We start from the raw sequence: 24,631 nt of genomic DNA, 5'->3' as shown, positions 1-24,631 counted from the left end.
GATCAGTTGGACTTGGCCGTGATCCACACGGCGAGACCCACGATCGAACCGAGACCGAAGATCCAGAGGAAGAGGCCCTCGGCGACAGGGCCGAGGTCACCCAGAGAGAAACCACCGGGCGACGGGTTCTTCTCGAGATACGTCAGGTACGTGATGATGTCGGCCTTCTGCGAAGGCGTGATGTTCTGGTCGTTGAACACCGGCATGTTCTGCGGGCCGGTCAGCATGGCCTCGTAGATGTGGACCGGGCTCACGCCCTTCAGCGGGGGAGCGAACTTGCCCTCGGTGAGCGCACCGCCCGCGCCTGCGACGTTGTGGCACATCGCGCAGTTGATGCGGAACAGCTGCGCACCGGCGGCGGCGTCACCATCGCCGTTCAGGTACTGCTGCGAAGGGATCGCCGGCCCCGGGGCGAGGGAGGCGACGTACGCCGCGAGCTCCTTCGTCTCCGCGTCCGTCATCTGCGGCGGCTTCTCTTCGGCCTGGGGGCCGTCCATGGCCATGGGCATGCGGCCGGTGCCCACCTGGAAGTCGACGGCGGCCGCGCCGACGCCGATCAGGCTGGGCGCGGCGGAGGTGCCGACGGCGTTCATGCCGTGGCAGCTGGCGCAGTTGGCCTCGAAGAGCTTGTTGCCCTGCTGGATCTGCTGCTGCGACGCGGCGGCCGTGTCAGCGGATGCGGCTGACGGTGCGGCGTTCGCGGCGGCGTAGACGCCGCCGGTGAGCCCCAGGCCGATAGCGATCAGCGCGAAGGTGGCGAGTGGGTGACGGCGGCCGGTCTTGCGCTGGCGGGTTTTCTTCCCGCTGGTCGTCGGCTGGTTCAGCTTTGCCATGTGAAGTGGACTTCTCCGAGGTGCTTACGTGACGTGGTGCTTTACGTGAGGAGGTGCTTACTTGAGGACGTAGATGACGAGGTAGAGACCGATCCACACCACGTCGACGAAGTGCCAGTAGTACGACACGACGATCGCGGTGGTCGCTTCTTTATGACCGAACTTCTTGACCGCGAAGGCGCGCCCGATCGTGAGCAGGAACGCGATGAGGCCGCCGGTGACGTGCATGGCGTGGAAGCCGGTGGTCAGGTAGAACACGCTGCCGTAGGCGGACGCGCTGATCGAGATGCCCTCGTGGACCATGTTCGCGTACTCGACGATCTGGCCGCAGACGAAGATCGCACCCAGCGCGTAGCTGAGCGTGAACCACTCGACCATGCCCCACTTGGCGAGGTTGAACGCGCCACCGAGCTTGCGTGCCTGCAGGCGCTCAGCGGCGAAGACGCCGAACTGGCAGGTGAACGAGCTGATCACCAGGATGATGGTGTTCCCGGTCGCCCACGGCACATCGAGGTGCGGGGTCGAGATCGCCCAGAGGTCGGGAGAGGTCGAACGCAGGGTGAAGTAGATCGCGAAAAGGCCTGCGAAGAACATCACCTCGCTACCGAGCCAGACAATCGTTCCGACCGCGACGACGTTGGGTCGGGAGACGACTGGGGCCGCCTGCTGAGTAATGGAGGTGCTCGTCACAAACCCCATTATGTCCGAATCGAAGGGGGGCTTGCGCCCGATAGGATCCCGGCATGGCGGATTCCCTCACGTGGCCTGCGATCATCACTGCGCTGCTCGATGGGGAAGATTTGAGCATCACCGAAGCCAGCTGGGCGATGGATCAGATTATGTTGGGTGCCGCAACCGAGGCTCAGATCGCCGGATTCCTCATCGCGCTCAAGGTGAAGGGCGAGACGGTCGATGAGATCGTCGGCTTCCGTGACGCGATTCTGGAGCACGCGAAGCCGCTCGCGCTCGACCCGATGGCGCTCGACATCGTCGGCACCGGCGGGGATCGTTTCCGAACCGTGAACATCTCGACGATGGCCTCCATCGTGTGCGCCGCAGCGGGGGTGCCGGTGATCAAGCACGGCAATCGCGCGGTGTCGTCGGCCTCGGGAGCATCCGATGTGCTCGCCGCGCTCGGCATCGACCTCTCGCGCTCGCCCGAGGCCGTCGCCGCGACCTTCGAGAAGGCCGGCATCACCTTCGCGTGGGCGTCGCTCTTCCACCCGGGCTTCGGGAACGCCGCGAAAGTGCGCGGCGACCTCGGCGTGCCGACCGTGTTCAACTTCCTTGGGCCGTTGTGCAACCCGGCGCGCCCCGAGGCGTCCGCCGTCGGCGTTTCGAGCCTCGATCGCGTTCCGCTCATCACCGGTGTGTTCCAGACTCGTGGCGCGACGGCTCTCGTGTTCCGCGGCGACGACGGGCTCGACGAGCTCACGACGACCGGCCACAGCCACATCTGGGAGATCAGCAACGGCTCGGTGACCGAGCATGACCTCGATCCGCGCGAGGTGGGCGTGCCCCGCGCGTCGATCGCCGACATCACGGGCGGCGACCCGGTGCACAACGCGGGCGTGGTGCGCAGCACTCTTGCCGGCGAGCCCGGACCGGTGCGCGACATCGTGCTCCTGAATGCGGCGGCGGGTCTCATCGCCTACCGCCTCGCCGGTGACCCCGGGCAGGGCGACCTGCCGATCCTGCAGCGCTTCCGTGAGCAGCTCGCGGTCGCCGCGGACGCGATCGACTCGGGCGCCGCCGACGCCAAGCTCGACGCATGGGTGGCGGCCGCCCGATGAGCCGTGACAGCCGGGCGACCGGCAGCGCCGCGCACTACGCGCGCACGGTCATGCTGAGCAATCCTGACGGACTGCACGCCCGGTCGGCGGCCGAGTTCGTGAAGCTCGCCGCCCGGTTTCCTGCGCGTGTCACGATCAACGGGAAGGACGCTCGCAGTCTGCTCGCGATCCTGTCGCTGGGGCTGATGCGGGGTGCATCCTGCGAGATCGCGAGCGACGAGGAATCCGGCCGCACCGCCGTCGATGCGCTGGCCGAGCTGGTCGGTTCGGGTTTCGCGCGGCAGAGCGTCGGGGTCGAGTGATGGTCGCGCGCCCCGCGCTGAACAAGTCGACCCGCCTGTGCATCTCGCTGGCCGCGCGCCCGAGCAACCACGGCACGCGCTTCCACAACCGGCTGTACGACGAGTTCGGGCTCGATTTCATCTACAAGGCGATGACGACCGATGACATCGTCGCGGCGATCGGCGGGGTGCGGGCTCTCGGTATTCGCGGCTGCTCGGTGTCGATGCCGTGGAAAGAGGCGGTGATCCCGCTGGTCGACGAGCTGACGCCGTCGGCGGCCGCGATCCAGTCGGTGAACACGATCGTGAATGACGACGGGGTCCTTTCGGCGTACAACACCGACTATCTCGCGATCGAGCAGCTGATCACGACGCACGGACTCGATCGCGCGCAGCCCGTGCTGCTGCGCGGCAGCGGCGGCATGGCTCGCGCGGTCGCGGCGGCCTTCCGCGATGCGGGTTTCCGCGGCACGATCGCGGCCCGCAACCGCGTCGCCGGCACCGCACTCGCGGGCGAGCTGGGCTGGGACTCGACCGAGTCCCCCGATGGGCTCAGCGCGCCGATCATCGTGAACGTGACTCCCATCGGCATGTCCGGCGGGGCGGATGCCTCGCAGCAGGCGTTCTCCGACGCGCAGGTGGGCGAGGCATCCGTCGTCTTCGATGTCGTCGCGCTTCCGGTCGAGACGCCTCTCATCCGGGCGGCTCGTGCCGCGGGCAAGCACGTCGTCACGGGCGGCGAGGTCATCGCGCTGCAGGCCGCTGGGCAGTTCGCGCTGTATACCGGGGTGACGCCGTCACGCGAGCAGGTCGCGGCGGCCGAGGACTACGCGTCGCGCGCCTGATTCGCGGCACGTGCCAGCATCGACACGACGAGACCGATGCCGACACGACGAGACCAGCAACGACAGAACGAGAGAGGACATCGCAATGGGGCGAGCCCGACTGGGGGTGGTCCTCGGCTACGCCGCGGACTTCAACGCAGTGGCCGAGGAAGTGCCGGACTTCGAGGCTGCCGGTGCCGAGCTGTTCAGCGTGAGCGAGACGTATTCGTTCGACGCCGTCAGCCAGCTCGGCTATCTCGCGGCGATCACGAAGACGGCGGGGCTCGCGAGCGACATCCTGCCGATCTACACACGCACGCCGGCGCTGCTCGCGATGACGGCGGCGGGGCTCGACTCGTTGTCGGGCGGCCGGTTCGAGCTCGGACTCGGATCGAGCGGCGCGCAGGTCGTGGAGGGCTTCCATGGTGTGCCCTTCGACGCGCCGCTCGGTCGCACTCGCGAGATCATCGAGATCTGCCGCCAGGTGTGGCGTCGTGAGCCGCTCGCGCACGCGGGGCGGCACTATCAGCTGCCGTTGCCGGCCTCGACACCCGGCGCCGTCGGCGCGGGCAAGCCGCTGCGCATCATCAACCACCCCGTGCGGTCCGCGGTGCCCGTGCATATCGCGGCGCTGTCGCCGAAGTCGGTCGCGCAGGCGGCCGAGATCGCGGACGGCTGGACGCCGATCTTCTTCCACCCCGAGCGGGCCGCGGACGTCTGGGGAGCAGCCCTGGCCGAAGGCGCCGGGAAACGTTCCCCCGCGCTCGGCAAGCTCGACGTGATCGTGCCGGTCGCGCTCTACACCGGCGAGTTCACCGAGTACGCGCTGATGATGGTGCGTCAGCAGCTCGCGCTCTACGTCGGCGGCATGGGCGCGCAGGGCCGTAACTTCTACTACGACCTCGCGGTGCGCTACGGCTATGAGGCCGAGGCGGCGGAGATTCAGCGGCTTTTCCTCGCGGGCGACAAGGACGACGCCGCGTTCGCGGTGCCCGAGGAGCTCGCGCGCGCCGTGTCGCTCATCGGCACGCGCGACGAGATCGCGGAGCGGGTCGACGCGCTGGTCGCGGCCGGCGTCACGACACTGCTCGTCCAGCCGGCCGACCGCACCCACGAGGAGAGGGTCGCGGCGATCCGGATGCTCCGCGCGGTGCTCGACGAGGAATAGCCGTCTCTCCACCTGATCTCCACCCCGGATCCACCCGTGGGGTGAGGTGGACCGCACCGCGCTTCGGGAGCATCGGAGGTGGCGGCATCCGTCGCCGGTTCGGCACCTGGAAGGTGGAGCTGTGGCTCGTTGGTTGGAGGCGGTCGGCGCGTTCAGCGCACGCCGCCGGTGGTGGGTGATCGCGGCATGGATCGTGCTGCTGGCTGCGGCAGTGGGGAGCATGGCGGCGTTCGCGAAGCCGCTCGATTCGAACATCTCGGTGAAGGGTCTGCAGTCGATCACGACGCTCGACACCGTGCAGAAGACGTTCGGCGGCGGTGACAACGCGAGCGGCAAGGTCGTCTTCGCCGCCCCCAAGGGGCAGAAGCTCGACGCTGCAGATCAGCAGGCGGTCGCCACGCTCACGGGGAAGCTCGCCGCAGTGCCCGGCGTGTCGGCGGCGGTCGACCCGTTCACCCAGCCGAAAGCAGGCGGTCTCGCACCAGGCGGCCGAATCGGGTACATCTCGGTCGAGCTCCACGCCGCCACCCCGTCGAGCGCCACGGAGCAGAGCATCCGCACGTTGGTCACGCACGCGCGCACCTCGCAGCTCGACGTCGAGGCGACCTCGAGCATCGTCGGACAGACGGGCGCGTCGTCGAGTCAACTGCCCGGCATCGTGCTCGCGCTGATCGTGCTGCTCGTCACGTTCGGAACGATCGTCGCCGCGGGCATGCCGCTGCTGTCGGCGCTGATCGGTCTCGGCACCAGTGTCACCGCGATCTATGCGGCCTCCAGCTTCGTCTCGTTGACCGCGGTTGCGCCGACGCTCGCGCTGCTGCTCGGGCTCGCGGTCGGGATCGACTACTCGCTGTTCATCGTGAGCCGTCACCGCAGGCAGCTGCTCGAGGGCATGGACCCGAAGACGTCGCTGCCGCTCGCCGTGGGGACCGCGGGGACCGCCGTCTTCTTCGCGGCCGTGACCGTGATCATCGCGCTCGCCGGGCTCGCGGTCGAGAACCTCGGATTCCTGACGCAGATGGGACTCGCCGCGGCGTTCGCGGTGTTCATCGCCATGCTCGTATCGCTCACTCTGACGCCGGCGCTGCTCGCGCTGGCCGGCCCCCGCGTGCTCACGCGGCGAGCGCGCCGCCGCCTCGCGGCGGGGGAGACGAAGCGCACGCGTCAGCTCGCCGCCGGCTGGGTCGCGGGCGTGCAGAAGCGCCCCGTGCTCTTCCTCGTGGCATCGCTCGTCGTCGTCGGCGTGCTTGCGGCGCCGATCCTCGGTATGAGGCTCGGCCTCGGGAACGACGGCACCCAGCCGAGCTCGGCGACCGAGCGGCAGGCATCCGATCTGCTCGCCGACGGATTCGGCGCCGGCGTCAACGGGCCGCTCGAGATCCTCGCGACCTACCCCGCGACTCCGACGCCGGCCGACGCCGCAGCGCTCGCGCAGAGGGTCGGGAAGACGGCGGACGTCGCCCAGGCACAGCTCGCGGGAGCGAAGGGACACGAGGTGCTCGTGGCCGTCGTGCCGAAGAGCGGGCCGTCGGACGAGGCGACCACCCAGCTCGTGGGTGCGCTGCGCAAGGCATCCGTCGCCCGCTCGCTGCCCGGCTCGCCCTCGCTCGAGGTGACCGGTCAGACCGCCGTAGACATCGACATCTCGAACCGACTGGCCAGCGCGCTGCCGCTGTATCTCGGCTTGATCGCTGCGTTCGCGTTCCTCTTGATGGTCATGGTGTTCCGCTCGCTGCTCGTGCCGCTCAAGGCCGCCGTGAGCTTCCTGCTCAGTCTGGGCGCCGCCCTCGGTGTGACCGTCGCGGTGTTCCAGTGGGGGTGGCTCGGCGGCCTCGTCGGCGTCGACCCGCCCGCGCCGCTGCTCGCGTTCCTGCCGACCATCGTGATCGGCGTGCTGTTCGGGCTGTCGATGGACTACGAGATGTTCCTCGTCACCGGCATGCGTGAGCACTTCGTGCACGGCGAGCAGCCGCGCGCCGCCGTGGCGACGGGGTTCCAGCAGGGTGCGAAGGTGGTCGCCGCCGCCGCGCTGATCATGATCGGCGTGTTCGGCAACGGCGTCGTCGAGGGCAGCTCGACGATCAGGCCCATTGCCTTCGCACTCGCCATCGGCATCGTGATCGACGCCTTCGTCGTGCGGATGACGCTGGTGCCCGCTGTGCTGACGCTCTTCGGGCGTGCCGCCTGGTGGCTGCCGCGGTGGCTCCAGCGCATCGTGCCGAACGTCGATGTGGAGGGCGCCTCGCTCAAGAGGCCCTGAACCGGTCCAGGGCCGTGCGAGCATTGGACGAGTGCAGCACTCCACCTGGCGCGCCGTCGGCACGACCGCCGCGACGCTCGCGGCCGCGATGGGCGTCGGGCGGTTCGCCTTCACGCCGATCCTGCCCCTCATGGTGTCGGGCGCGGGCCTCACGGCCGCGTCCGGCGCCGAGCTCGCGACGATCAACCTCGTCGGCTATCTCGTAGGGGCGGTCATCGGCATCATCGCGCCGCGGCTGACGCGCTCGCGACTCGCGCTGCGGGCGGTGCTCATCGTGCTCGTGCTCTCGCTCGCGCTCATGCCGGTGACCCACGCCTTCGCACTGTGGGCCGTCCTGCGGTTCGTGACGGGCGTCGCGAGCGCTGTGCTGTTCGTCATCGCCGTGGCGAGCCTGCAGTCGCAGTTGCGCGGGCAGGGGGCACATCTGATCGGCTGGGGCTTCGGGGGAGTGGGGGCCGGCATCGCGATCTCGGGGGCGCTCGTGCTGGTGCTGCGCGAGTTCACGAACTGGGCGAGCGCGTGGATCGCCGTCGCCGCGCTGGCCGCCGTGCTCGGGTTCTTCGGCTGGTTCCTCGTGCCCGAGCGGGTGCCGGGCGTCCAGGTGGCGGATGCCCGTGCCGGCCGCGCCGAGCGAACCGGCCAATCCTTCGCCTGGGCCGCGGTGAGCTACGGACTCGAGGGGGTCGGTTACATCATCGCCGGCACCTTCCTCGTCGCCGCCATCGACGAGAACGCATCCGGCTGGGTCGGCGACGGCGCCTGGGTCGTGGTGGGACTGGCGGCGGTGCCGTCCACGGTGCTGTGGGGCCGTCTGTCTGCTCGATTCACGCGGCCGAGCCTTCTCGTGGTCGCGCTGCTGGTGCAGGCGATCGGTGTCGCCCTGCCGGCGCTGGTGCCCGGAATCGCGCCGGCCCTCGTCTCCGCCGTGCTGTTCGGGGGCACCTTCATCGGCATCACCTCGCTCGCGCTCGGCATCGGCAACGAGCTCGGCTTCCCGCGGGCGATCGCCGTGATGACCACCGGCTACTCGGTCGGCCAGATCGCGGGGCCCATCATCGTGACCCCGCTCGTGGGCGGCGGCTACAGCGTCGCGCTGCTGCTGGCGGCCGCAGTCCTCCTCGTCGGCGCGGCGACGGCGCTCGTGCTGCGGCTCGGCTACCCGAGGCGCCTCGCCGTCGCGCGCTGAAACTTTCTCAGGCCGTCGTGTAACGGATCGGCGCGCTCCGGCAATACCTAGCGATGACGGCCCTCACCGGTCGTCATCGACTTCGTCATCGACCGGAGCGGGAGGCATCCGTCGTGTACCGATACGTCACGCTCGTCGCTCTGTCTGCCGGCGCCGTCGTCGTCGCGGGCGGATGCCTGGTCGCCACGTTCGTCGCGGGCGCGAACAGCGCCGGGCCGATCGTCGCCGCCGAAGTCGCCGCACCCGTGCAGACGGCCTCGGTGCACCCGAGCGCCACATCGGCACCCCGACCGAGCATCACGCCGACGGCGCGTCCGCACCAGGCCCCGCACGAGCTGGTCGCTGCGCCTCAGCCGTCTGAGACACGTGTCGAACCGGCCGCATGGCGTCAGCCGGCGGCTGCGCCGTCAGGGGCGCGCGGTGGCGCTCCTGTGCCGTCTCTGCCGCCGGCACGGCCCGCTCGGCCGGCGTCGCTGGCCACGCCGGCGCCATCGACGGCTCGGGCGGCGCATTCCGCAGTACCGGCGGCGGCTTGGCCTGAGTCGCCCGCCGTGCCGACGCGCTCGGCTGCGCCGGTGTCACCGAACCCTCAGACTTCCCGAGCATCCGTCTCGGGTTATCGCGTGCCCGCAGGGGCCGCCCGAGCTGCAGCGCCGACCGCTCCGACCCGTGTCGCGCCTGCTCGGACGGCCCTGCGGGCGCCAACCGCCACGCCTCGGACCCGTCCGACCACGGGGTTCGAGGCGCCGGCGACCCACCGCGCGCAGCGGCCGGGATCCTCGTGGGGATACCGCCGGTGAGCAGCGGTTTTCCGGTCGGCGTCGCGCGCCCGTGACGCCGACCGGAGTTGATTTCACCCCCGAACGGGGGACAATAGCGACGTGCGACACGCAGGCGGGGGCGAGGAGCTGTCGGAGTTGGTGGGCCGCGGTCAGGCCGGCGACACCGATGCCGTGGACGAGCTCGTGCGCCGGCTGCGCACAAGGATCTTCGCGTATGTGCTGGCCCGCATCGGCAAGCGAGAGGAGGCGGAGGACGTGACTCAGGAGACCTGTCTCGCCCTGACCTCCGCGCTGCCCGATTTCGATGCGAAGAGCGGCAAGTTCACCTCATTCGTGTTCGGCATCGCCTCGAACAAGGTGCTGATGTCGCAGCGTTCCCGCGGCCGGCGCCCCGAGGTCCCCGTGGCCGAGGTGCCCGAGGAGAGCTCGGTCGCGCCGGGGCCGGCCGAGCGCTACGAGCATGACGATTCGCTTCGTCGGCTGCTCGCCCAGCTCGACGAGCTTCCGGAGCGCCATCGCGACGTCTTGCTGCTGCGCGTAGTCGCCGGCCTCTCGGCCGATGAGACCGCCGCGGCGCTCGGAACGACCGCGGCGAACGTCCGCGTGATTCAGCACCGCGCGCTGTCAAGTCTGCGAGCGCGACTCGGCAATGGCGCCGAGAACGAGGACGAGACGACGGAGAACTCATGACGACACCCGAGCAGGGCGACCAGGCTGCGATCGAGCGCGACGACGCGCTGCTCGACGCGGTCGCCTCGGGGGCGCCCGTCGACGACGACGCCGCGATGCTGCTGGCCGAGATCGCGCGGGAGGCCGATGCGGCGGCGCACGGTGACCCGCCGGGGGACGAGGGGTCGCCTGGCGAGGGCGGCGGAGGTCGCCGAATCCGCACGATCTGGGGGGTCACGCTCGGCGTGTCCGTCGCGATCGCACTCGGCAGCGGGCTCAGCGTGGCCGCGAACGGCGAACTCGCGCCGCACGCCGAGGGCGGACCCTCGAACGGATTCGTCGTGCCCGCCGTGCCGCCCGCCGCCGTCGCCCGTGGCACTGTGACGGTCACCGTGGTGCCGAGCGTGCCAGATGCGCCGAGCGTGCCGAGCGGCTCCCGCGGAGTGTCGGCGACATCGGCGGCAGGGATGATGTCTCCGCTGCCGGTCGCCGGCACCGAGGACGCGACTGCGTGGACGTGGCAGCTCGCGCGCGACACCACGATCGCCCGGTCGGCGCCGGCTACGCACCGCGCTGATGCCTTCAACGACCCGACCGCGCCGCTCGGGCCGTCGCGAGCGGCCCCGTCACCACATACCTATTCGCACTCGCTCTCGGGCCGCACACCCGCACCGGCGCCGGAAGTGCCGTTGCGGCCAGTGCCCTCGCCCTCCTCATCGCCGACCGTGCGCTACTCGGCTCCCGTCACAGAGCAGCCGTACCGCGCGCCCACCGCGGCTCCGATGTCGGCGACCACGGGCACGAGGACGCCCACGTCTCCGACGGCACCCGCGTCGCCGTCGACTCAGGCGCCTCGCGAGTCGTATCGGACGTCGTCTCCCTCCTGGGGGCAGTCGTTCGGCGGCACGCGCTTCCGGCGCTGAGGCGACACAAAGTTAGGTACCCCTAAGCTGGGCCGATGACCAGCTCTGCCCGCACCGCACAGCTCCAGGCTGCGCCGGCCAGGGCGATCGGGTGGCGAGCAATGCTCGCCATCTTCGGTCCCGGTCTGATCGTGATGCTGGCCGACACCGACGCCGGCTGCCTCATCACTGCGGCGCAGTCCGGCGCGCAGTGGGGCTACGCGATGGTCCTGCCGCAGCTGGTCCTGATCCCGAGCCTGTTCATGGCGCAGGAGATCACGGTGCGGCTCGGGGTCGCGACGCAGAAGGGGCACGGGCAGCTCATCAAAGAGCAGTTCGGCTTCGGCTGGGGGCTCGTGTCGGCCGGCACGCTCGCGGTATCGGCGATCGGCGCCCTGCTCACCGAATTCGCCGGCATCGCCGGGGTCGGCGAGCTCTTCGGAGTCTCGAAATGGCTGACGATCCCCGTGGCGACTCTGGCCCTCTGCGCCGTCGGCCTGCTGGGCAGCTACCGGCGGGCCGAGAAGATCGGCATCATCGTCGGTCTCGCGCAGTTGTTCTTCGTTCCGGCGATGATCTTTGCCCACCCGAGCTTCGGCGATCTCGCCGCCAACTTCGCGAAGCTGCCGCTCACCCATCCGAATTACGTGTACCTGCTGGCCGCGAACGTCGGCGCCGTCATCATGCCGTGGATGATCTTCTATCAGCAGACCGCGGTCATCGACCGCGGTCTCAAACCCGCCGACCTGGTGAGAGAGCGCCGCGACACCGCGGTGGGGTCCCTCATCACCCAGGGCGTCATGATCGTCGTCATCGTCACGCTGGCCGCGACGGTGTGGAAGCACGGGGGAGCGAGCGCGCTCAACACCGTCGGCGACATCGCGAACGCGCTCACGCCCTACCTCGGGCACGAGTCGGCCTCGGTGCTCGTCGGACTCGCGATTCTCGGCGGTGCGCTCGTCGCCGCGCTCGTCGTGTCGCTCGCGGGCTCGTGGGGGCTCTCGGAGGTGCTCGGCTGGAAGCACTCGCTCAACCAGAAGCTGGGCCGCGACAACTGGAAGTTCTACCTTGTCTACATCCTCACCCACGTGCTCGGTGCGGTCGTGGTCATGGTGAGCGCGAACCTCGTGCAGCTGGCGGTCGGCGTCGAGGCCATGAACGCGCTGCTGCTACCGCTCGTGCTCGGCTTCCTGCTCGCGCTCGAGGCGAAGGCGCTCCCGAAGCGCTTCCGCATGAAGGGCGTGTATCGCTGGGTCGTCACCGGCCTGTGCCTCATCGTGATGGCGTTCGGGCTGTTCATGGTGCCCGAGACGATCGGCATCACGTTCTAGGCCTGCACCGATTTCGGTGCGACCCGCTCCGCGCGCGTCACATCGATGGCACGCCGATAGGGCAGGGTGGATAGGTGACCGATTCCTCCCGACCCGCCGCCGGCGGTGCGGGAGAGTGGCGAGGCCACGCGCGTGGCAGCTCCGAGTACCGCCGCATTCTGATGGCGCTCGCGTGTGCGGGCATCGCGACGTTCGCGCAGCTGTACTCGCCGCAGGGGATCCTGCCGCAGATCGCCTCGTCGCTTCGCGTCACACCGGACCAGTCGGCGCTGCTGATCTCGGCCGCCACGATCGGCCTCGCGGTCGGCGTGCTGCCCTGGTCGTGGGTCGCCGACCGGATCGGCCGACTGCCCGCGATGCGCCTGTCACTGGCCGCAGCCACGGTGCTGGGCTTCGCGGTGATCGTCTGCCCGAGCTTCCTCGGAATCCTCGTGCTGCGCGCGGGGGAGGGCATCGCTCTCGGCGGCCTCCCCGCGCTCGCGCTCACGTACCTGCAGGAGGAGATCAGCCCGGCCCACAGCGCTCTCGCCGCCGGCACCTACGTCTCCGGAACGACGGTCGGCGGACTGCTCGGCCGCATCATCGCGGCACCCGCAGCCGCCGTCTTCGGCTGGCGGGGCGGCGTCGGGACCGTGGTCGTCATCGCCGGGGCCGCCACCGTCGCGTTCGTGCTGCTCACGCCGGCCGCACGCGGTTTCCGACGCGCTCCGGCGGAGCACCGCGAGCCGTTGCTGCGTCTCGTCGGCCGGCAGCTGCGCACACCGGCGCTGCTCACGCTGTTCGCCCAGGGGTTCCTCCTGATGGGCGGCTTCGTGACCCTGTACAACTACCTCGCCTTCCGGCTGCAGGCGGCGCCGTTCCAGCTGCCCGCCACGATCACCGCCCTGCTGTTCTTCGCCTATCTCGCGGGTACCTGGTCTTCGCGGCGCGCCGGGTCGGCTTCGGCCCGCCGGGGTCGGCTCGCGGTGCTGCTCGTCTCGATCGCCGTCATGATCGCAGGCATCCTGCTCACCCTGGTCCCGTCGCTCTGGGTGATCTTCATCGGCCTTGTCGTGCTCACCGCCGGCTTCTTCGCCGCGCACTCGATCGCCTCCGGCTGGACGGCAGCACGGGCCGTCGTCGGCCGCGCGCAGGCCACGTCGCTGTACAACCTCTTCTACTACCTCGGCTCGAGCGTCGTCGGCTGGGCGGGCGGCGTCGTGTTCACCCACGCGGGATGGGACGCGACGGCGCTCGCGGTGGCCGGCCTCGCCGCGATCGCCGGCTGCTGGGCCGCCGCCGTGCTGCGCAGCCCCGGGTCGAGCGGCGCCACGCCGCGCACCCCGAGGCTGAGGGAATCCGATGGGCGGTGACCTGGCCCGGCTGCTGAGCGCGTTCGTGAGTCTCGTCCTGCTCGGGCTCACGTTCGGCTTCAGCCCCCCGCTGTACGGCGTGACGGTGCACCTGCTCGTGCGCGGCGGCAGCCCCCGTCGTTCGATCATCTCCCTCACGCTCGGCATGGGGCTCGGCGCGACCCTGCTGCTCCTGATCTTCCGCGGCTTCGACCCGACCACGCTGGTGGACGTGCTCCGGCTCGGGGTCGAGCGCCTGCTCGTGCAGACGGTCGTCGACCTTGTCGCTGGCCTTCTCCTCGTGATCGCGGGGCTCGTCATGCTGAACGTCGTGAGGCGCCGCCCGCGGCGGAGGCGCCGCCCGGCGCGCGAGACCGCGCGGAACGAGCATCCGCGCTCGATGATCACCGTCGGCTTTCTCAACACCGCGATCGGCTTCGTACCGCCGGTGACGATGTACGTCACGGGCCGCGTGATCGCGGGTTCGACGCCCTACATCGAGCTGCAGCTGGTCGGCTACGCGGTGTTCCTCGCCGCGGTGGCCGGCCCGTACCTCGCCGCCGGCTACGTGTGGCGCCGGCTGCCGCGTTTCGGCGCGCGCATGAACCGCGCCTACGCGCGCCTGCTGCGCCGCGACCTGCGCCCGTTCGTCGCATGGGCGCTCGTCGCGGGCGGCGCGGTCTTCTTGATCCTCGGAGTGGTGACCGGCTTCCTGCATCGGTAGCGCGCTGCGGGATGGGGCAGACTGGCGACCGTGGATGCGGCATCCGTTCTCTCCCGATTCGTTGCCGGGGTCGATCGCGAACAGCTCGGTGCCTACGGGGTGCACGTGCGCATCGGCGACGACGTGGCAGAGCACCGCTGGCGCAGCGACGACCGCGAGAACGTCTATTCGGCGTCGAAGGGCGTGTGCGCTCTTGCGATCGGCATGGCGGTGGGGGACGGGATTCTCCGGCTCGACACCCGCGTGCCTGAGGTTCTTCCAGACTTCGAGCTCGGCGCCGGGGTCGACGCCGTGACGGTCGAGGACCTGTTGCGTATGCGCAGCGGCATCGACTTCGAGTGGTTCGGCGCGCAACCCGTGCCGTGGCCCGACCTTGCGCAGGAGATGCTGCGGCGACCCACGCGTGGTCGGGGCGAGATCTTCCAGTACTCGGACGCGAGCACGTACGTCGCGATGCGGATGCTGGGCGCCGAGGTCGGAGATGTGCGCGACTGGCTCATGCCGCGGCTGTTCGACCCGCTCGAGATTCACAATCCGCAGTGGCAGCGCTGCCCGGCCGGGTGGATCGTCGGCGGGAGCGGCCTCGAGCTGCGCACCGAGGAACTCGCGCGGATCGGGCGCCTGCTGCGCGATCGCGGCGCCTGGGACGGCCGGCAGCTGGTGGACGCGTCGTGGATCGATCGGATGCACGACGACTGGCGCCGGGCGGGCGAGTACCCGTACGAGCGCTACGGCCTGGCCGTGTGGGACGGCCCGGGGGAGTGCTGGCGGCTCGACGGGCTGTACGGCCAGTACGTGCTCGTCGATCAGCGGGCCGACGCGGTCGTCACCATCACGGCGCACGAGGAGTCGCGGGACCAGCGTCTCGCCGAGCTCGCCGCGGACGCCGTCCGGGCTTAGGCGCCGCGGTCGACGCGTGCCGAGATGAGCCGCGTCGTCGCGACCGGATCGAGGCGATGACCGACGGATTCGGGTACCTCCGCGAACTCGGCGCCCGCGACGACGCCTGCGAGGCGTTCGGCTGAGGCGCGCAGGAACGGGAAGGTCTCGCGGCCCGAGAAGACGAGCGTCGGCACGCCGGGGCTCCGCATCGCGGCGGTCGGGGTCGAGACATCGCGGGTCAGCCATGCGTCGTAGACCGTCGACTGGGCGAGTGCGACAAGCGCGTCGAACATCGGGCTGCGCGTGATCTGCTCGATCACCTCGGCCGGCAGCCCGATGCCGTCGTGCTGGAAGGTCGTGACGGCATCGGCGCCGCGGCCGGCGTCGACGAGCGCCTGGAGCCGCTCGGGAAGGTCTGCGGGTGGCTCGTCCTCGCCGAAGCGGAACGGCGGCTCGGAGAGGAAGAGGTGCGAGATCGGTACCCCGCGGGAGGCGGCGAAGAGCGCGAGGACGGCGCCCGAGGAATGACCGACGACGGATGCCTCGCCGCCGGCGGCGTCGATCACTGCGGCGAGATCCTCGGCCTCTCGCTCAGGCGCGTAGGGTTTCGTGTCACCGCTCCCGCCGCGAGCGCGCCGATCGTACCTCAGCGCCCGGAATCCGCTCTTCACCAGCTCTTCTGCGAACTCGGTGCCGTCGTTCGCGATCGAGAACGCGCCGTTCACGATGATGACGGCGGGATCGTCGTCACCGCCATCGGAGTAGTAGGCGATCCGTGTGCCGTCCGCCGAGGTGGCGAGGGTCATGACCTGATCAAAGTCGTGGGCGTGGTCGGCGTCAAGAGCATTCCTGGCATAGAGTTCGATTTACGAACTTACTGAGTCGAATCACGGAGGACCACCGCATGACCTGGATTGCACGCACCACCGACGACCGCCGCGAGCAGCTCGGCCGATTCCTGCTCGGCACCGGAGGCATGGGCGGCATCGCCGGCGCGACCGGCCCCGGCATCGGGCTGTCGGAAGAGGACGGCCACGCTCTCATCGACCAGGCGATCGACGAGGGCATCAAGGTGCTCGACACGGCCGACGTGTACGCCGCCGGCGCAAGCGAGCGCATCGTCGGGGCGTGGCGGGCGAAGCATCCGTCTTCTGCCGTTCTCATTCAGACCAAGACGGGTGTCACCGCCGACGGACCGAACCTGTCACCCGAGCGCGTGCGCCGCCAGCTCGCGCACAGCCTCGAGGTGCTCGGCCGAGTCGACCTCTACGTCGCGCACCAGGTCGACCCCAACACGCCGTGGGAGGAGTCGCTCCCGGTCTTCAGCGCCGCGGTCGAGGACGGGACGATCCGCGCGTACGGCCTCTCGAACGTCGACGGCGCGACGCTCACAGCGGCGCTCGAGACGGCCGACCGGCTGGGGCTCGCGCGCCCCGAGCTGATCCAGAACCAGTACTCGCTGCTCGCCCGCGCCGACGACGCCGAGGTACTGCCGATCGTTCAGTCGGAGCGCCTGGCCTATACGCCGTTCTCGCCGCTCGCCAACGGGTTGCTCGCGGGCCGGTACAGCCACGGCGAGCGACCCGGGCACGGAGCGCGGGCGAGTGTCGCCTCGCGCGCCGCCGAGTTCCTCGACGATGCCGCCGCCATCGCCAACGTGCGCGAATTCGACCGCATCGCCGCGTCGCACGACGTGAGCTCAGCCGGCCTGGCGCTCGCGTGGCTCGTCAATCACCCCGTCGTCACGGCGCCGATCGTCGGGCCGAGCAAGCCGTCGCACTGGCAGGGCATTCACGAGGCGTCGCAGTTCGCGTGGTCGGACGAGGTCGCGGCCGAGATCGCCGGCGTGTTCGGCTGAGCCCGGCGGTCACCGCTGCTCGGCGGCCTCCTCGCCGGCCTCCAGGCTCGCGCGCACCTCGTCCATGTTCAGCGCGCGGGCCTGGCTGACCAGGTCATCGAGCGCCGGGCCGGGGAGCGCGCCCGCCTGCCGGAAGATGCCGATGCCGTCGCGGAAGATCATCAGCGTGGGGATCGCCTGGATCTCTAGCGCGGCCGACAGTTCGCGCTCGGCCTCGGTGTCGAGCTTGCCGTAGACGATGTCGGGGTTCTGCTCCGAACTCGCGTCGTAGATCGGAGCGAACGCCTTGCACGGGCCGCACCAGTCGGCCCAGAAGTCGACGAGGACGATGCCCTCGCCGAGGACGGTCTGCTCAAAGGTCTCGCTGGTGAGTTCTACCGTGCTCATACGTCCATCCTGCGCTGTTGTGCGCTCTCGCGCAGTGCACTCGCGTCGGCGACCCGGGTCAGCGCCGCCGTGTCGGCCGAATCGAGAGCGTCTCGATCGTGCCCCGCTCAGGCAGATCGACGACCGTGCGGACGGCCGCTGCCACGTCCTCAGGGGCGAGGAAGTAGTCGGTGTCGTACTCTTCGCCGAGCTTCTCGACGAGCCCGCGCTGCATGTCGGAGTCGGTGCGCCCCGGGTGCACGCTCGAGACGCGCACGCCGTTTCCGCGCTCCTCCTCGCGCAGCGCGTCGGCGAAGGCGCGCAGCGCGAATTTCGAGGCGCTGTACACGCCGCCGCGCGGCCCGCTCGCGAAGCCCGAGCCGCTGTTGATCGTGACGACGGTGCCGTGCGCAGCGCGCAGCGCGGGCAGCGCGAGTCGGGTCAGCTCGGCGACAGCGAACACGTTGGTCGCGAAGACGCGCTCCCAGGTGGCGCGGTCGGTGTCGGCGATGCGGTCACCCTCTTCGACACCCGCTGAGTGCACGAGCACATCCAGTCGTGCGGGCAGCGGCGGCAGAGCATCCGTCGCCAGATCTGCGACGTACGCCGTGGCCGACGGAAGCGACGCGACGACGGGGGCGACGGATGCCTCGCTCCGACCGCCGACCAACACATGGTGCGTGCGCCCCAGCTCGCGCGCGATCGCGCGGCCGATGCCGCGGCTGGCGCCGGTCACAAGCGCGATGGGCAGCTGAACGGATGCCTGTGCAGTCACTCCTCGATCCTACGGGGCACCACCGACAGCGGCCCCGACAGCGGCCCCGACCGCGGCGACCGACGCTGAGGTCGGGGCGCCGACCGCCCCTTCTGCTGTGAGCAGAAGACCTCGAGCCGCCTACGGGACGCGACCTAGCATGAAGCATGCCTGAACCGGCCCCGCACCTTCGCCTGATCCCCAACGACGACTCGCCGCAGCCCGAACGAGCGCGCCCCGATCGCGAGCCGCTGTGGCGCCACATGCTCGGCGCCCGCCTGCGGGCGCGTCGTCACGAGCGCGGCGAGACGCTCATCGGGACCGCGCGGCGGGCGGGCGTGTCGTCGCAGTACCTGTCGGAGATCGAGCGCGGGACGAAGGAGCCGTCCAGCGAGGTGATCGCCGCCGTCGCCGATGCGCTCGAGGTCACGCTGCTCGACTTGACGCTCGAGGTGTCTGACGAGCTGCGCTCGGCTCAGACGGCACGGGGGACCGGCACCAACTGCTCGACTGCCGCCGGCCCGGCCGCGTTCGCTCTCGCGGCGTAAGCCGTGGGGCGTGCGGGCCGTTACCGACGCTCGATGACGCTGTCGATCAGGCCGTAGTCACGAGCGCCCTGCGCGGTGAAGATCCGGTCGTGGTCGGTGTCCGCCCGCAGCGTCTCCACGCTCTGGCCGGTGTGTCGCGACAGGATCTCTTCGAGATCGGACCGGATCCGCACGACCTCGTCCGCCTGCAGGATCAGGTCCGGGATCGCGCCGCGCCCCTGGGCCGCGGGCTGATGCAGAATGACGCGGGTGTGGGGGAGCGCTGACCGCCTGCCCTCCGCGCCGGCCGCGAGCAGCACCGCACCGACCGCGACCGCCTGCCCCACGCACGTCGTCGCAACGGGTGCGCGGATGTACCGCATGGTGTCGTAGACGGCGAGCATCGCGCTCGGGTCGCCCCCCTCGCAGTTGACGTAGAGCTGGATGTCCCGATCGGGGTTGTCCGCCTCGAGGTACAGGAACTGGGCGATCAGCGCATTGGCGACGCCCGCGTCGATGGCGGTGCCGAGGTAGACGATCCGCTCGGTCAGCAGGTGCGAGTAGACGTCCATGATGCGCTCGCCGCGTGCATCGCGCGCGATGACGTTGGGGATGGTGTAGCTGCTCATCGCTCGCCGCCTTCGGCGGCGCGGAACCCGGCACGATCGCGGCCGCGGGGCAGAACGTCGCCGAACTGCTCGACGATGGCATCGACGAATCCGTACGACCGCGCTTCCTCGGCCGTGTACCAGCGGTCGTGCAGCGAGTCCTCGAACACCCGCTCAACGGGCTGACCCGTGTCCTGGGCGATCAGTCCGAGTACGGTGTCGCGCAGCTGCCGCAGCTCGTCGGCCTGCAGCTCGATGTCGACCGCGGTGCCTCCGATGCCCGCCGAGCCCTGGTGCATCAGAACGCGGGCGTGCGGCAGCGCGCGCCGCTTGCCAGGCGTGCCCGCCGACAGCAGGAACTGACCCGCGCTGCACGCGATGCCGAGGGCGAGCGTGGCGACGTCGCACGGCACGAGCTTCATGACGTCCCGGATGGCGAGCATCGCCGGGACCGAGCCGCCAGGGGAGTGGATCCACAACGCGATATCGGCGGACGGGTCATCGGCCGCCAGACCGAGCATCGAGGTGGCCAGCAGCGTGCCGTTGTCGTCGGTGAGCTCGCCGTCGAGCACGAGCACGCGCTGCTCGTAGAGGTCGCGGCGGGCGCGTGGGTCGAAGAGCGGGGGAGCAGCGGTGTCTGTCATGACTCCACCCTGCGCGGAGGTCGGTGCCGGCTGCCGCGACTTCTGCCGAAGGCAGATCTGCCCTCAGCGGATGCCTGGCTAAGGTGTTGCGATGAGCATCATCGTGCGCGCCGCCGAGCTCGCCGACGTGCCCGGAATCGCGCGCGTGCACGTCGAGTCGTGGCGGGAGACCTACCGCGGCCTGTTCGCTGACGAGGTTCTGGACGACCCCGACTTCGTCGGTCGCCGTGAGCGGTTCTGGCGCGCGGTGCTGACGGACGAGCGCTCCGCCGGCATGTCCGTGGCGGCGGCGCTTCTGAACGGCGAGGTTGTCGGCGTCGCGTCATCGGGGCCGGTCGCCGACGATGACGTGGCGTGCGATCGCCAGCTCTACGTGCTCTACACGTATGCCGCCGTGCATGGCGAGCGTGCGGGCTCGGCACTGCTTGCGGCGGTGCTCGACCCCAACGCGTCCGCCGTGCTCTGGGTCGCGGACCCCAACCCGCGAGCCCAGGCCTTCTACCGCAAGCACGGATTCGCCTTCGATGGCATGAGCAAGACGGAAGGCGGCGTCCGCGAGCTGCGCATGCGCCGCTTCCCGCCCGGCGACGTTTGACATCAGGCCGGCAGGCCTAGGGGAGGACCGCAACGAGGCGGCCGATCACCTCGCCGCGCTGCAGGCGCTCGATCCCGGCGCCGATCTCGTCGAACCCGATCTCGGTGAGGATCGATGACGCCTTCCCCTCGGCGATGAGGTCCATCACCTGGGCGCAGTCGTCGTGGGTGCCGGCCGATGAGCCCAGGTAGCGCAGCTCCTTGAACACGACGTTCTGTGAGGAGATGTCGGCACGTTCACGGCCCAGGCCGACCTGCACGACGGTGCCCTTCGGCGCGACGGCGTCGATTGCGCCGGCGGTCGTGGTGCCGAACCCGGCGTAGTCGACGATCACCTCGAGGCCCTCGTCGGCGAAGGCCATGATGTCAGCGGCGACGGCCTTGGCGCCGTAGCCCTTCGCGCTGTCCCATACGGACTCGTTGATCTCGGCGACGTACACCTCGGCGCCGAGCCCGACGGCGAACTGGATCGCGAGCGACCCGAGTCCGCCTGCGCCGATGACGCCGAGCTTGGTGCCGGCAGTCACCCCGCCGAGCTTGAGCGCGTGGTACGCGGTCATGCCGGCGTCCGTCGCCGGTGCCGCCTGCTGGAACGAGATGCCGTCGGGCAGGGGGATCGCCCAGTCGGCGCCGACCTTCACCTTCGGCGCGAAGCCGCCGTCGGTGGCCTGGCCCGGGCCGCCGAACGCAGTGGGCACTCCCACGCGGTCGCCGACTTGGAAGCCGGTGACGCCGTGGCCGAGAGAGGCGACGACGCCCGCGATCTCGTGCCCGAGCGTGATCGGAGTGAAGCCGAGGATGCCGGTGAGCGTGCCGTCGAGGAAGCCGACGTCGCTGTGGCACAGGCTCGCCGCCTTCACGTCGATGACGATCTCGCCGGACCCGGCGACCGGTTCCGGAACCTCGGAGAGAACGAGGGGCTCATGTGCTGCGGTGAGGCGCCAGGCCTTCATCTGTATTTCTTCTTTCTGCCGCGGGTGTTGCTGTTGTGATGGGTGCTGTCGTCACGGGTGCTGTCGAGGCGAACGGATGCGTGTGTCACAGCATCCGTTCGCCTGGCGATTTAGAAGCTCGTGATGACGCTGCGGGCGATGCTGCCGCTCTTGAGCTCTTCATACGCGCTGTTGATCTGGTCGAGGCCGATCTCTCGCGAGACGAGGTCGTCGAGGTTGAGCCGGCCCTGCAGGTACAGGTCGGCGTAGTAGGGGATGTCGTGCTTGATGTTGGTCGACCCCATGTAGACGCCCTGCACCTTCTTCTGCCCGTAGAGCAGGTCGGTGAGCACGTCGACGGCGAGCGTCGCGCCGGGCTTGTGCACGCCGATGAGGTACGCGCCGCCGCCGAGCCGTGCCATCTTGATGGCCTGCTCGGAGGTGGAGGTGAGGCCGATGACCTCGAATGCGTGGTCGACGCCGCCGCCGGTGAGCTCCAGCACGGCAGCGACGGGGTCGGTCTCGGCGGGATTCACGAGATCGGTGGCGCCGAACTTCGCGGCGAGCTCGAGCTTCGCCGGCTGGAGGTCGACTGCGATGATGCGGTCGGCTCCGGCGATCTTCGCGCCGGAGATCACGTTGAGACCGACGCCGCCTGCGCCGATCACCGCGACGGTGTCGCCGAAGCGCACGCCGGCCGTGTTGATCGCGCCGCCCGCGCCGGTCACGGTGCCGCAGCCGAGCAGCGCGGCCTGCGGGAAAGGCAGCGCGTCGGGGACCTTCGCGAGCTGGTTCTCGTGAATGAGCGCCTGCTCGGCGAAGCCGCCGAGGCCCATGCCCTGCGTCACGGGAGCGCCACCGGCGGTCAAGCGCGAGCCGTTCGCGGGGTCGCGCAGGGTCTCGTTCGGGTTGGAGCACTGGTAGGTGCGGCCCGCGCGGCACGCGGCGCAGTGGCCGCACGACTGCACGAGGGAGCCGACGACGTGGTCGCCGACGGCGAAGTCGGTCACGTCAGGTCCCACGGCGGTGACGATGCCGGCGACCTCGTGGCCCAGCACCATGGGCAGGGGGATGCCGAAGTCGTTCTCTGCGAGGTGCAGGTCGGAGTGGCACAGGCCGGATGCTTTCACCTCGACAAGCACCTCCCGCCCCTGCGGTGTTCCGATCTCGACGTCGTCCTCGACATCGAAGACTCCGTTGATCTGGTGGACGACTGCGGCCCTCATGGTTCTTCTTTCTGCGTGTGCTTCTGGTTTTGCTTCTGGTTCTGAGGTGGCTCTGTGGCGGTCCGCCTGGTTGCCGCCGGCACGATCCAGGCGGAGTAGACGATGCCGAGCACGGCTTCGAGCCGAGTACGGTCGCGCGGTGCCGGCTCGCTCAGCCACACCGAGACGGCCCCGACGACACCGTGGGCGACGAACGCGGCCAGGTACTCAGTCCCGACCTGCGCGTCCCCTTCGGCGGTCGGCGCGCCGAGGTGGCGGAAGACGAGCTCGAGAGAGGTGCGGACGTGACCGCTGAGCACGGTGTGGAGCGCCGAGCTGGGCCGGCCACCATCGCGGTCGGCGTAGATCGCCTCATAGCGCTCGACATGGTCGACCAAGCGGGCATTCAGGCCTCGCCCGATCTGGGCGACCGTTTCGGGGGAGCCGTCGAGGGATTCGTCGGCCTCCACACGCAGCGGATCGAGGTCTTCGCGCAGCACGTCGAGCAGCAGCTCGGTCGGTGACGATGCGTGACTGTAGAACGTGCTGCGGTCGATGTCCGCGGCGCGAGCGAGCTCGGCGACGGTGACCGTGCCGATGTCCTTACGGGCCGCCAGCATCAGTACGGCTTCGCGCAGACTTCGTCGGGTTGCTTCGATCCGGGCGTCCATCAGACCGTCACGGACATCTGCATCACGGCCCGATCGTAGGCACGATCGACGGACTTAATCAACAGGTGTTGGATTACTCACAGCAGCGCCGGGCACCGTCGCGATGGCCAGCCCGAAACGGCGGGGAACCCCCATCGTGGGCGTCTCTTGACATAATTGGGCGGATTGGCGTCCTGCTCAAAGGAAATCTTCGAACCTCGCAGGTAGGCCGGCGTCTGTGCCAGCTCGACCTCGGACACGGCTTTTTTCAACCGCCAGGCCCCGGAGAAGTGGAATGACGACGCGCCGGCTTTAATTTCGTCAAGCCAGATCGACGGCATGCGGTTCTGGTACTCCTTACCGGCGAACGCGCCGTGCTTGGAGAAGTATTCGGCGACGCGTTTGGGGTCGCGGTAGCGTTCCTCGGGGTAGTCGACACCGGTGCCGGCGACGACGTGGTCGTTGAAGTTGTCGCGGGCGAAGGCCGGGTCGACGGGGGAGAGCGCCTGGAGTTTGAACCTGTCAACGCGGCGGCGATCAACGATGAGTCGTTCGCGGTGCACGATCTTGGCCCATGCCAAGGACAACCATTGGTCGAAGTCGAGGTCGCCAACGTTCAGCGACACGAGTTCGCCGCCGATGCGGTCGCGGCGGGCCAGGTTGCCGTCGCCGAGCAGCTCGGAGTAGTCCTCGTGATGGCGCACCCAGCGGAGCTTGCCCGTGCGCGACGCCGAGTGCGGTTCGCCTGCCGAGCGCCCTTCCGGGAGGCGCATGAGGATGTGGATGTGCGGGGCTTCGCGGCCCTGGAACTCGGTTTTCCAGACGGCGATGGGTCGTGAACCCCATGCGTCCGCGAACCGTTGCTGAAACAGTTCGAGCATCTTGACCCACGCGGCCGGCCGGGGGGCGAAGAATTCCCACATCGCGCCGGGCATCGTGAGCGTGACCAGGACCGCCTGGCCGTCATTCTCGAACACGGGGTTGTAGTCGAACGCGGCGAGGGACCAGCGGGTACGTGCGCGGGCGGCGCGTGACCATTCGGTGCTGCGCGCGCCGATCTTCCCGCCGTCACCGAACTTGTAGTCGTCACTGTCACTGTCACTGTCATCGGACTCGTCTAGGCCCCAGAACTCCATGTCGTCATTAAGCCAGCCTCGGCTCTGTGCGACAGTCCCCAGTTCGATGGCCTCGCGGCGAAGCTTGTCCTCGCGGCGTTTGACCTTCTTCGCCTGGTCCTCGTGCCGGATGCGGAATCCGCCGGGCGTGACCTCGAGCAGGACCGATGGTCCGCCATGCTCGACCAGGGTGCCGGGGAGCTCAGTACCGGTCAGCACCGGCGGGCGCACGTGGGGGATCGCCTGGGTGGCGACGTCGACCTCGGCGGCGGACCCGAACGTGCGGGCGAGGGTCCGCGTCATCGCGCCCACTTGGGGGGCTTGCGGGTAGAATCTGTCATGGCGAGGTGCTATCTCGTTTCTCCAGCCGCCCCGGGTGACCGTCCGGGGCGGCTTCTTTGTCTATGGGGAA

General features: G+C 69.9%; 27 protein-coding genes. 15 read left to right on the top strand and 12 right to left on the bottom strand.

Translation table 11 applies throughout. The features are described 5' to 3' along the window. Positions 1 to 2: 2 nt before the first annotated feature. A complete protein-coding gene (gene qcrC, locus ACFOYW_RS15520; RefSeq protein WP_390230870.1) occupies positions 3 to 833 on the bottom strand; it encodes a cytochrome bc1 complex diheme cytochrome c subunit in 831 nt (276 codons plus the stop codon). 57 nt (positions 834 to 890) lie between these two features. Continuing rightward, a complete protein-coding gene (ctaE, locus tag ACFOYW_RS15515) occupies positions 891 to 1,532 on the bottom strand; it encodes an aa3-type cytochrome oxidase subunit III (RefSeq protein WP_390230868.1) in 642 nt (213 codons plus the stop codon). Positions 1,533 to 1,576: 44 nt separating this feature from the next. On the opposite strand from ctaE, the gene trpD reads away from it, so the two are divergent. The 6 genes from trpD to ACFOYW_RS15485 all read left to right on the top strand — a co-directional run bounded on the left by trpD (position 1,577) and on the right by ACFOYW_RS15485 (position 8,345). Then, positions 1,577 to 2,626 (top strand): anthranilate phosphoribosyltransferase, encoded by a 1,050-nt coding sequence (gene trpD, locus ACFOYW_RS15510; protein ID WP_390230866.1) that lies wholly within the window; start codon positions 1,577 to 1,579, stop codon positions 2,624 to 2,626. After that, positions 2,623 to 2,928: an HPr family phosphocarrier protein gene (locus ACFOYW_RS15505; protein WP_390230864.1), complete on the top strand. Its 306-nt coding sequence runs from the start codon at positions 2,623 to 2,625 to the stop codon at positions 2,926 to 2,928. Before trpD ends, ACFOYW_RS15505 begins: the two co-directional genes overlap by 4 nt. After that, the gene (locus ACFOYW_RS15500) at positions 2,928 to 3,752 is read left to right on the top strand and encodes a shikimate 5-dehydrogenase (protein WP_390230862.1); all 825 of its coding nucleotides are present in this window, start codon (positions 2,928 to 2,930) and stop codon (positions 3,750 to 3,752) included. Before ACFOYW_RS15505 ends, ACFOYW_RS15500 begins: the two co-directional genes overlap by 1 nt. A gap of 85 nt (positions 3,753 to 3,837) precedes the next feature. Continuing rightward, positions 3,838 to 4,899 (top strand): LLM class F420-dependent oxidoreductase, encoded by a 1,062-nt coding sequence (locus ACFOYW_RS15495; RefSeq protein WP_390230860.1) that lies wholly within the window; start codon positions 3,838 to 3,840, stop codon positions 4,897 to 4,899. A 121-nt stretch (positions 4,900 to 5,020) separates the two neighbouring features. Continuing rightward, complete coding sequence (locus tag ACFOYW_RS15490) at positions 5,021 to 7,159, top strand: MMPL family transporter (RefSeq protein ID WP_390230858.1); 2,139 nt, start codon at positions 5,021 to 5,023, stop codon at positions 7,157 to 7,159. A 31-nt stretch (positions 7,160 to 7,190) separates the two neighbouring features. Next, positions 7,191 to 8,345, top strand: coding sequence for a YbfB/YjiJ family MFS transporter (locus ACFOYW_RS15485; RefSeq protein ID WP_390230856.1), 1,155 nt, complete (start codon positions 7,191 to 7,193; stop codon positions 8,343 to 8,345). A gap of 85 nt (positions 8,346 to 8,430) precedes the next feature. On the opposite strand, the gene ACFOYW_RS15480 is transcribed toward ACFOYW_RS15485, so the two are convergent. Then, positions 8,431 to 8,646, bottom strand: a complete 216-nt coding sequence (locus ACFOYW_RS15480; RefSeq protein WP_390230853.1) for a hypothetical protein — start codon at positions 8,644 to 8,646, stop codon at positions 8,431 to 8,433. 580 nt (positions 8,647 to 9,226) lie between these two features. On the opposite strand from ACFOYW_RS15480, the gene ACFOYW_RS15475 reads away from it, so the two are divergent. The 6 genes from ACFOYW_RS15475 (at position 9,227) to ACFOYW_RS15450 (ending at position 14,984) form a co-directional block, all read left to right on the top strand. After that, positions 9,227 to 9,817 (top strand): sigma-70 family RNA polymerase sigma factor, encoded by a 591-nt coding sequence (locus ACFOYW_RS15475; protein WP_390230850.1) that lies wholly within the window; start codon positions 9,227 to 9,229, stop codon positions 9,815 to 9,817. After that, positions 9,814 to 10,719 carry a hypothetical protein gene (locus ACFOYW_RS15470; RefSeq protein WP_390230847.1) on the top strand — a complete coding sequence of 302 codons (906 nt, stop codon included), beginning with the start codon at positions 9,814 to 9,816 and terminating at the stop codon, positions 10,717 to 10,719. Before ACFOYW_RS15475 ends, ACFOYW_RS15470 begins: the two co-directional genes overlap by 4 nt. Before the next feature lie 35 nt (positions 10,720 to 10,754). Then, complete coding sequence (locus ACFOYW_RS15465; RefSeq protein ID WP_390230844.1) at positions 10,755 to 12,029, top strand: NRAMP family divalent metal transporter; 1,275 nt, start codon at positions 10,755 to 10,757, stop codon at positions 12,027 to 12,029. A 74-nt stretch (positions 12,030 to 12,103) separates the two neighbouring features. Further along, positions 12,104 to 13,381, top strand: coding sequence for an MFS transporter (locus ACFOYW_RS15460; protein WP_390230841.1), 1,278 nt, complete (start codon positions 12,104 to 12,106; stop codon positions 13,379 to 13,381). Beyond that, a complete protein-coding gene (locus tag ACFOYW_RS15455) occupies positions 13,371 to 14,084 on the top strand; it encodes a GAP family protein (RefSeq protein ID WP_390230838.1) in 714 nt (237 codons plus the stop codon). The genes ACFOYW_RS15460 and ACFOYW_RS15455 overlap by 11 nt, the downstream gene beginning before the upstream one ends. A gap of 30 nt (positions 14,085 to 14,114) precedes the next feature. Further along, on the top strand, positions 14,115 to 14,984 hold the full coding sequence (locus tag ACFOYW_RS15450; RefSeq protein ID WP_390230835.1) for a serine hydrolase domain-containing protein: 870 nt from the start codon (positions 14,115 to 14,117) through the stop codon (positions 14,982 to 14,984). Here the strand turns inward: ACFOYW_RS15450 and ACFOYW_RS15445 are convergent. After that, positions 14,981 to 15,772 carry an alpha/beta fold hydrolase gene (locus ACFOYW_RS15445; protein WP_390230832.1) on the bottom strand — a complete coding sequence of 264 codons (792 nt, stop codon included), beginning with the start codon at positions 15,770 to 15,772 and terminating at the stop codon, positions 14,981 to 14,983. The genes ACFOYW_RS15450 and ACFOYW_RS15445 overlap by 4 nt on opposite strands. Before the next feature lie 98 nt (positions 15,773 to 15,870). Here ACFOYW_RS15445 and ACFOYW_RS15440 point away from each other — a divergent pair, with 98 nt between their 5' ends. After that, the gene (locus ACFOYW_RS15440) at positions 15,871 to 16,824 is read left to right on the top strand and encodes an aldo/keto reductase (protein WP_390230829.1); all 954 of its coding nucleotides are present in this window, start codon (positions 15,871 to 15,873) and stop codon (positions 16,822 to 16,824) included. Positions 16,825 to 16,833: 9 nt separating this feature from the next. On the opposite strand, the gene ACFOYW_RS15435 is transcribed toward ACFOYW_RS15440, so the two are convergent. Next, positions 16,834 to 17,211, bottom strand: coding sequence for a thioredoxin family protein (locus tag ACFOYW_RS15435; protein ID WP_390230826.1), 378 nt, complete (start codon positions 17,209 to 17,211; stop codon positions 16,834 to 16,836). A 58-nt stretch (positions 17,212 to 17,269) separates the two neighbouring features. Beyond that, complete coding sequence (locus ACFOYW_RS15430; protein WP_390230823.1) at positions 17,270 to 17,965, bottom strand: SDR family oxidoreductase; 696 nt, start codon at positions 17,963 to 17,965, stop codon at positions 17,270 to 17,272. 146 nt (positions 17,966 to 18,111) lie between these two features. On the opposite strand from ACFOYW_RS15430, the gene ACFOYW_RS15425 reads away from it, so the two are divergent. Next, positions 18,112 to 18,492: a helix-turn-helix domain-containing protein gene (locus ACFOYW_RS15425; protein ID WP_390230820.1), complete on the top strand. Its 381-nt coding sequence runs from the start codon at positions 18,112 to 18,114 to the stop codon at positions 18,490 to 18,492. A 20-nt stretch (positions 18,493 to 18,512) separates the two neighbouring features. Here ACFOYW_RS15425 and ACFOYW_RS15420 read toward each other — a convergent pair whose 3' ends face one another. After that, a complete protein-coding gene (locus ACFOYW_RS15420) occupies positions 18,513 to 19,100 on the bottom strand; it encodes a ClpP family protease (RefSeq protein WP_390230817.1) in 588 nt (195 codons plus the stop codon). Next, positions 19,097 to 19,723 carry a ClpP family protease gene (locus tag ACFOYW_RS15415; RefSeq protein ID WP_390230814.1) on the bottom strand — a complete coding sequence of 209 codons (627 nt, stop codon included), beginning with the start codon at positions 19,721 to 19,723 and terminating at the stop codon, positions 19,097 to 19,099. Before ACFOYW_RS15415 ends, ACFOYW_RS15420 begins: the two co-directional genes overlap by 4 nt. 91 nt (positions 19,724 to 19,814) lie before the next feature. Here ACFOYW_RS15415 and ACFOYW_RS15410 point away from each other — a divergent pair, with 91 nt between their 5' ends. Then, on the top strand, positions 19,815 to 20,318 hold the full coding sequence (locus tag ACFOYW_RS15410) for a GNAT family N-acetyltransferase (RefSeq protein WP_390230812.1): 504 nt from the start codon (positions 19,815 to 19,817) through the stop codon (positions 20,316 to 20,318). 16 nt (positions 20,319 to 20,334) lie between these two features. On the opposite strand, the gene ACFOYW_RS15405 is transcribed toward ACFOYW_RS15410, so the two are convergent. The 4 genes from ACFOYW_RS15405 to ACFOYW_RS15390 all read right to left on the bottom strand — a co-directional run bounded on the left by ACFOYW_RS15405 (position 20,335) and on the right by ACFOYW_RS15390 (position 24,531). Continuing rightward, the gene (locus ACFOYW_RS15405; RefSeq protein WP_390230809.1) at positions 20,335 to 21,270 is read right to left on the bottom strand and encodes an alcohol dehydrogenase catalytic domain-containing protein; all 936 of its coding nucleotides are present in this window, start codon (positions 21,268 to 21,270) and stop codon (positions 20,335 to 20,337) included. 110 nt (positions 21,271 to 21,380) lie between these two features. Then, positions 21,381 to 22,475, bottom strand: a complete 1,095-nt coding sequence (locus ACFOYW_RS15400) for a Zn-dependent alcohol dehydrogenase (RefSeq protein WP_390230806.1) — start codon at positions 22,473 to 22,475, stop codon at positions 21,381 to 21,383. Beyond that, positions 22,472 to 23,074 (bottom strand): TetR/AcrR family transcriptional regulator, encoded by a 603-nt coding sequence (locus ACFOYW_RS15395; protein ID WP_390230803.1) that lies wholly within the window; start codon positions 23,072 to 23,074, stop codon positions 22,472 to 22,474. Before ACFOYW_RS15395 ends, ACFOYW_RS15400 begins: the two co-directional genes overlap by 4 nt. Positions 23,075 to 23,202: 128 nt before the next feature. Further along, entirely contained in the window at positions 23,203 to 24,531 is a 1,329-nt protein-coding gene (locus ACFOYW_RS15390) for a hypothetical protein (RefSeq protein ID WP_390230800.1), read from the bottom strand. Positions 24,532 to 24,631 lie beyond the last annotated feature (100 nt).

Source organism: Gryllotalpicola reticulitermitis (assembly GCF_042651345.1).
Lineage (GTDB): Bacteria > Actinomycetota > Actinomycetes > Actinomycetales > Microbacteriaceae > Gryllotalpicola > Gryllotalpicola reticulitermitis.
Note: the sequence above shows the minus strand (reverse complement) of the source record. Positions and strands in the feature narration are given on the sequence as shown.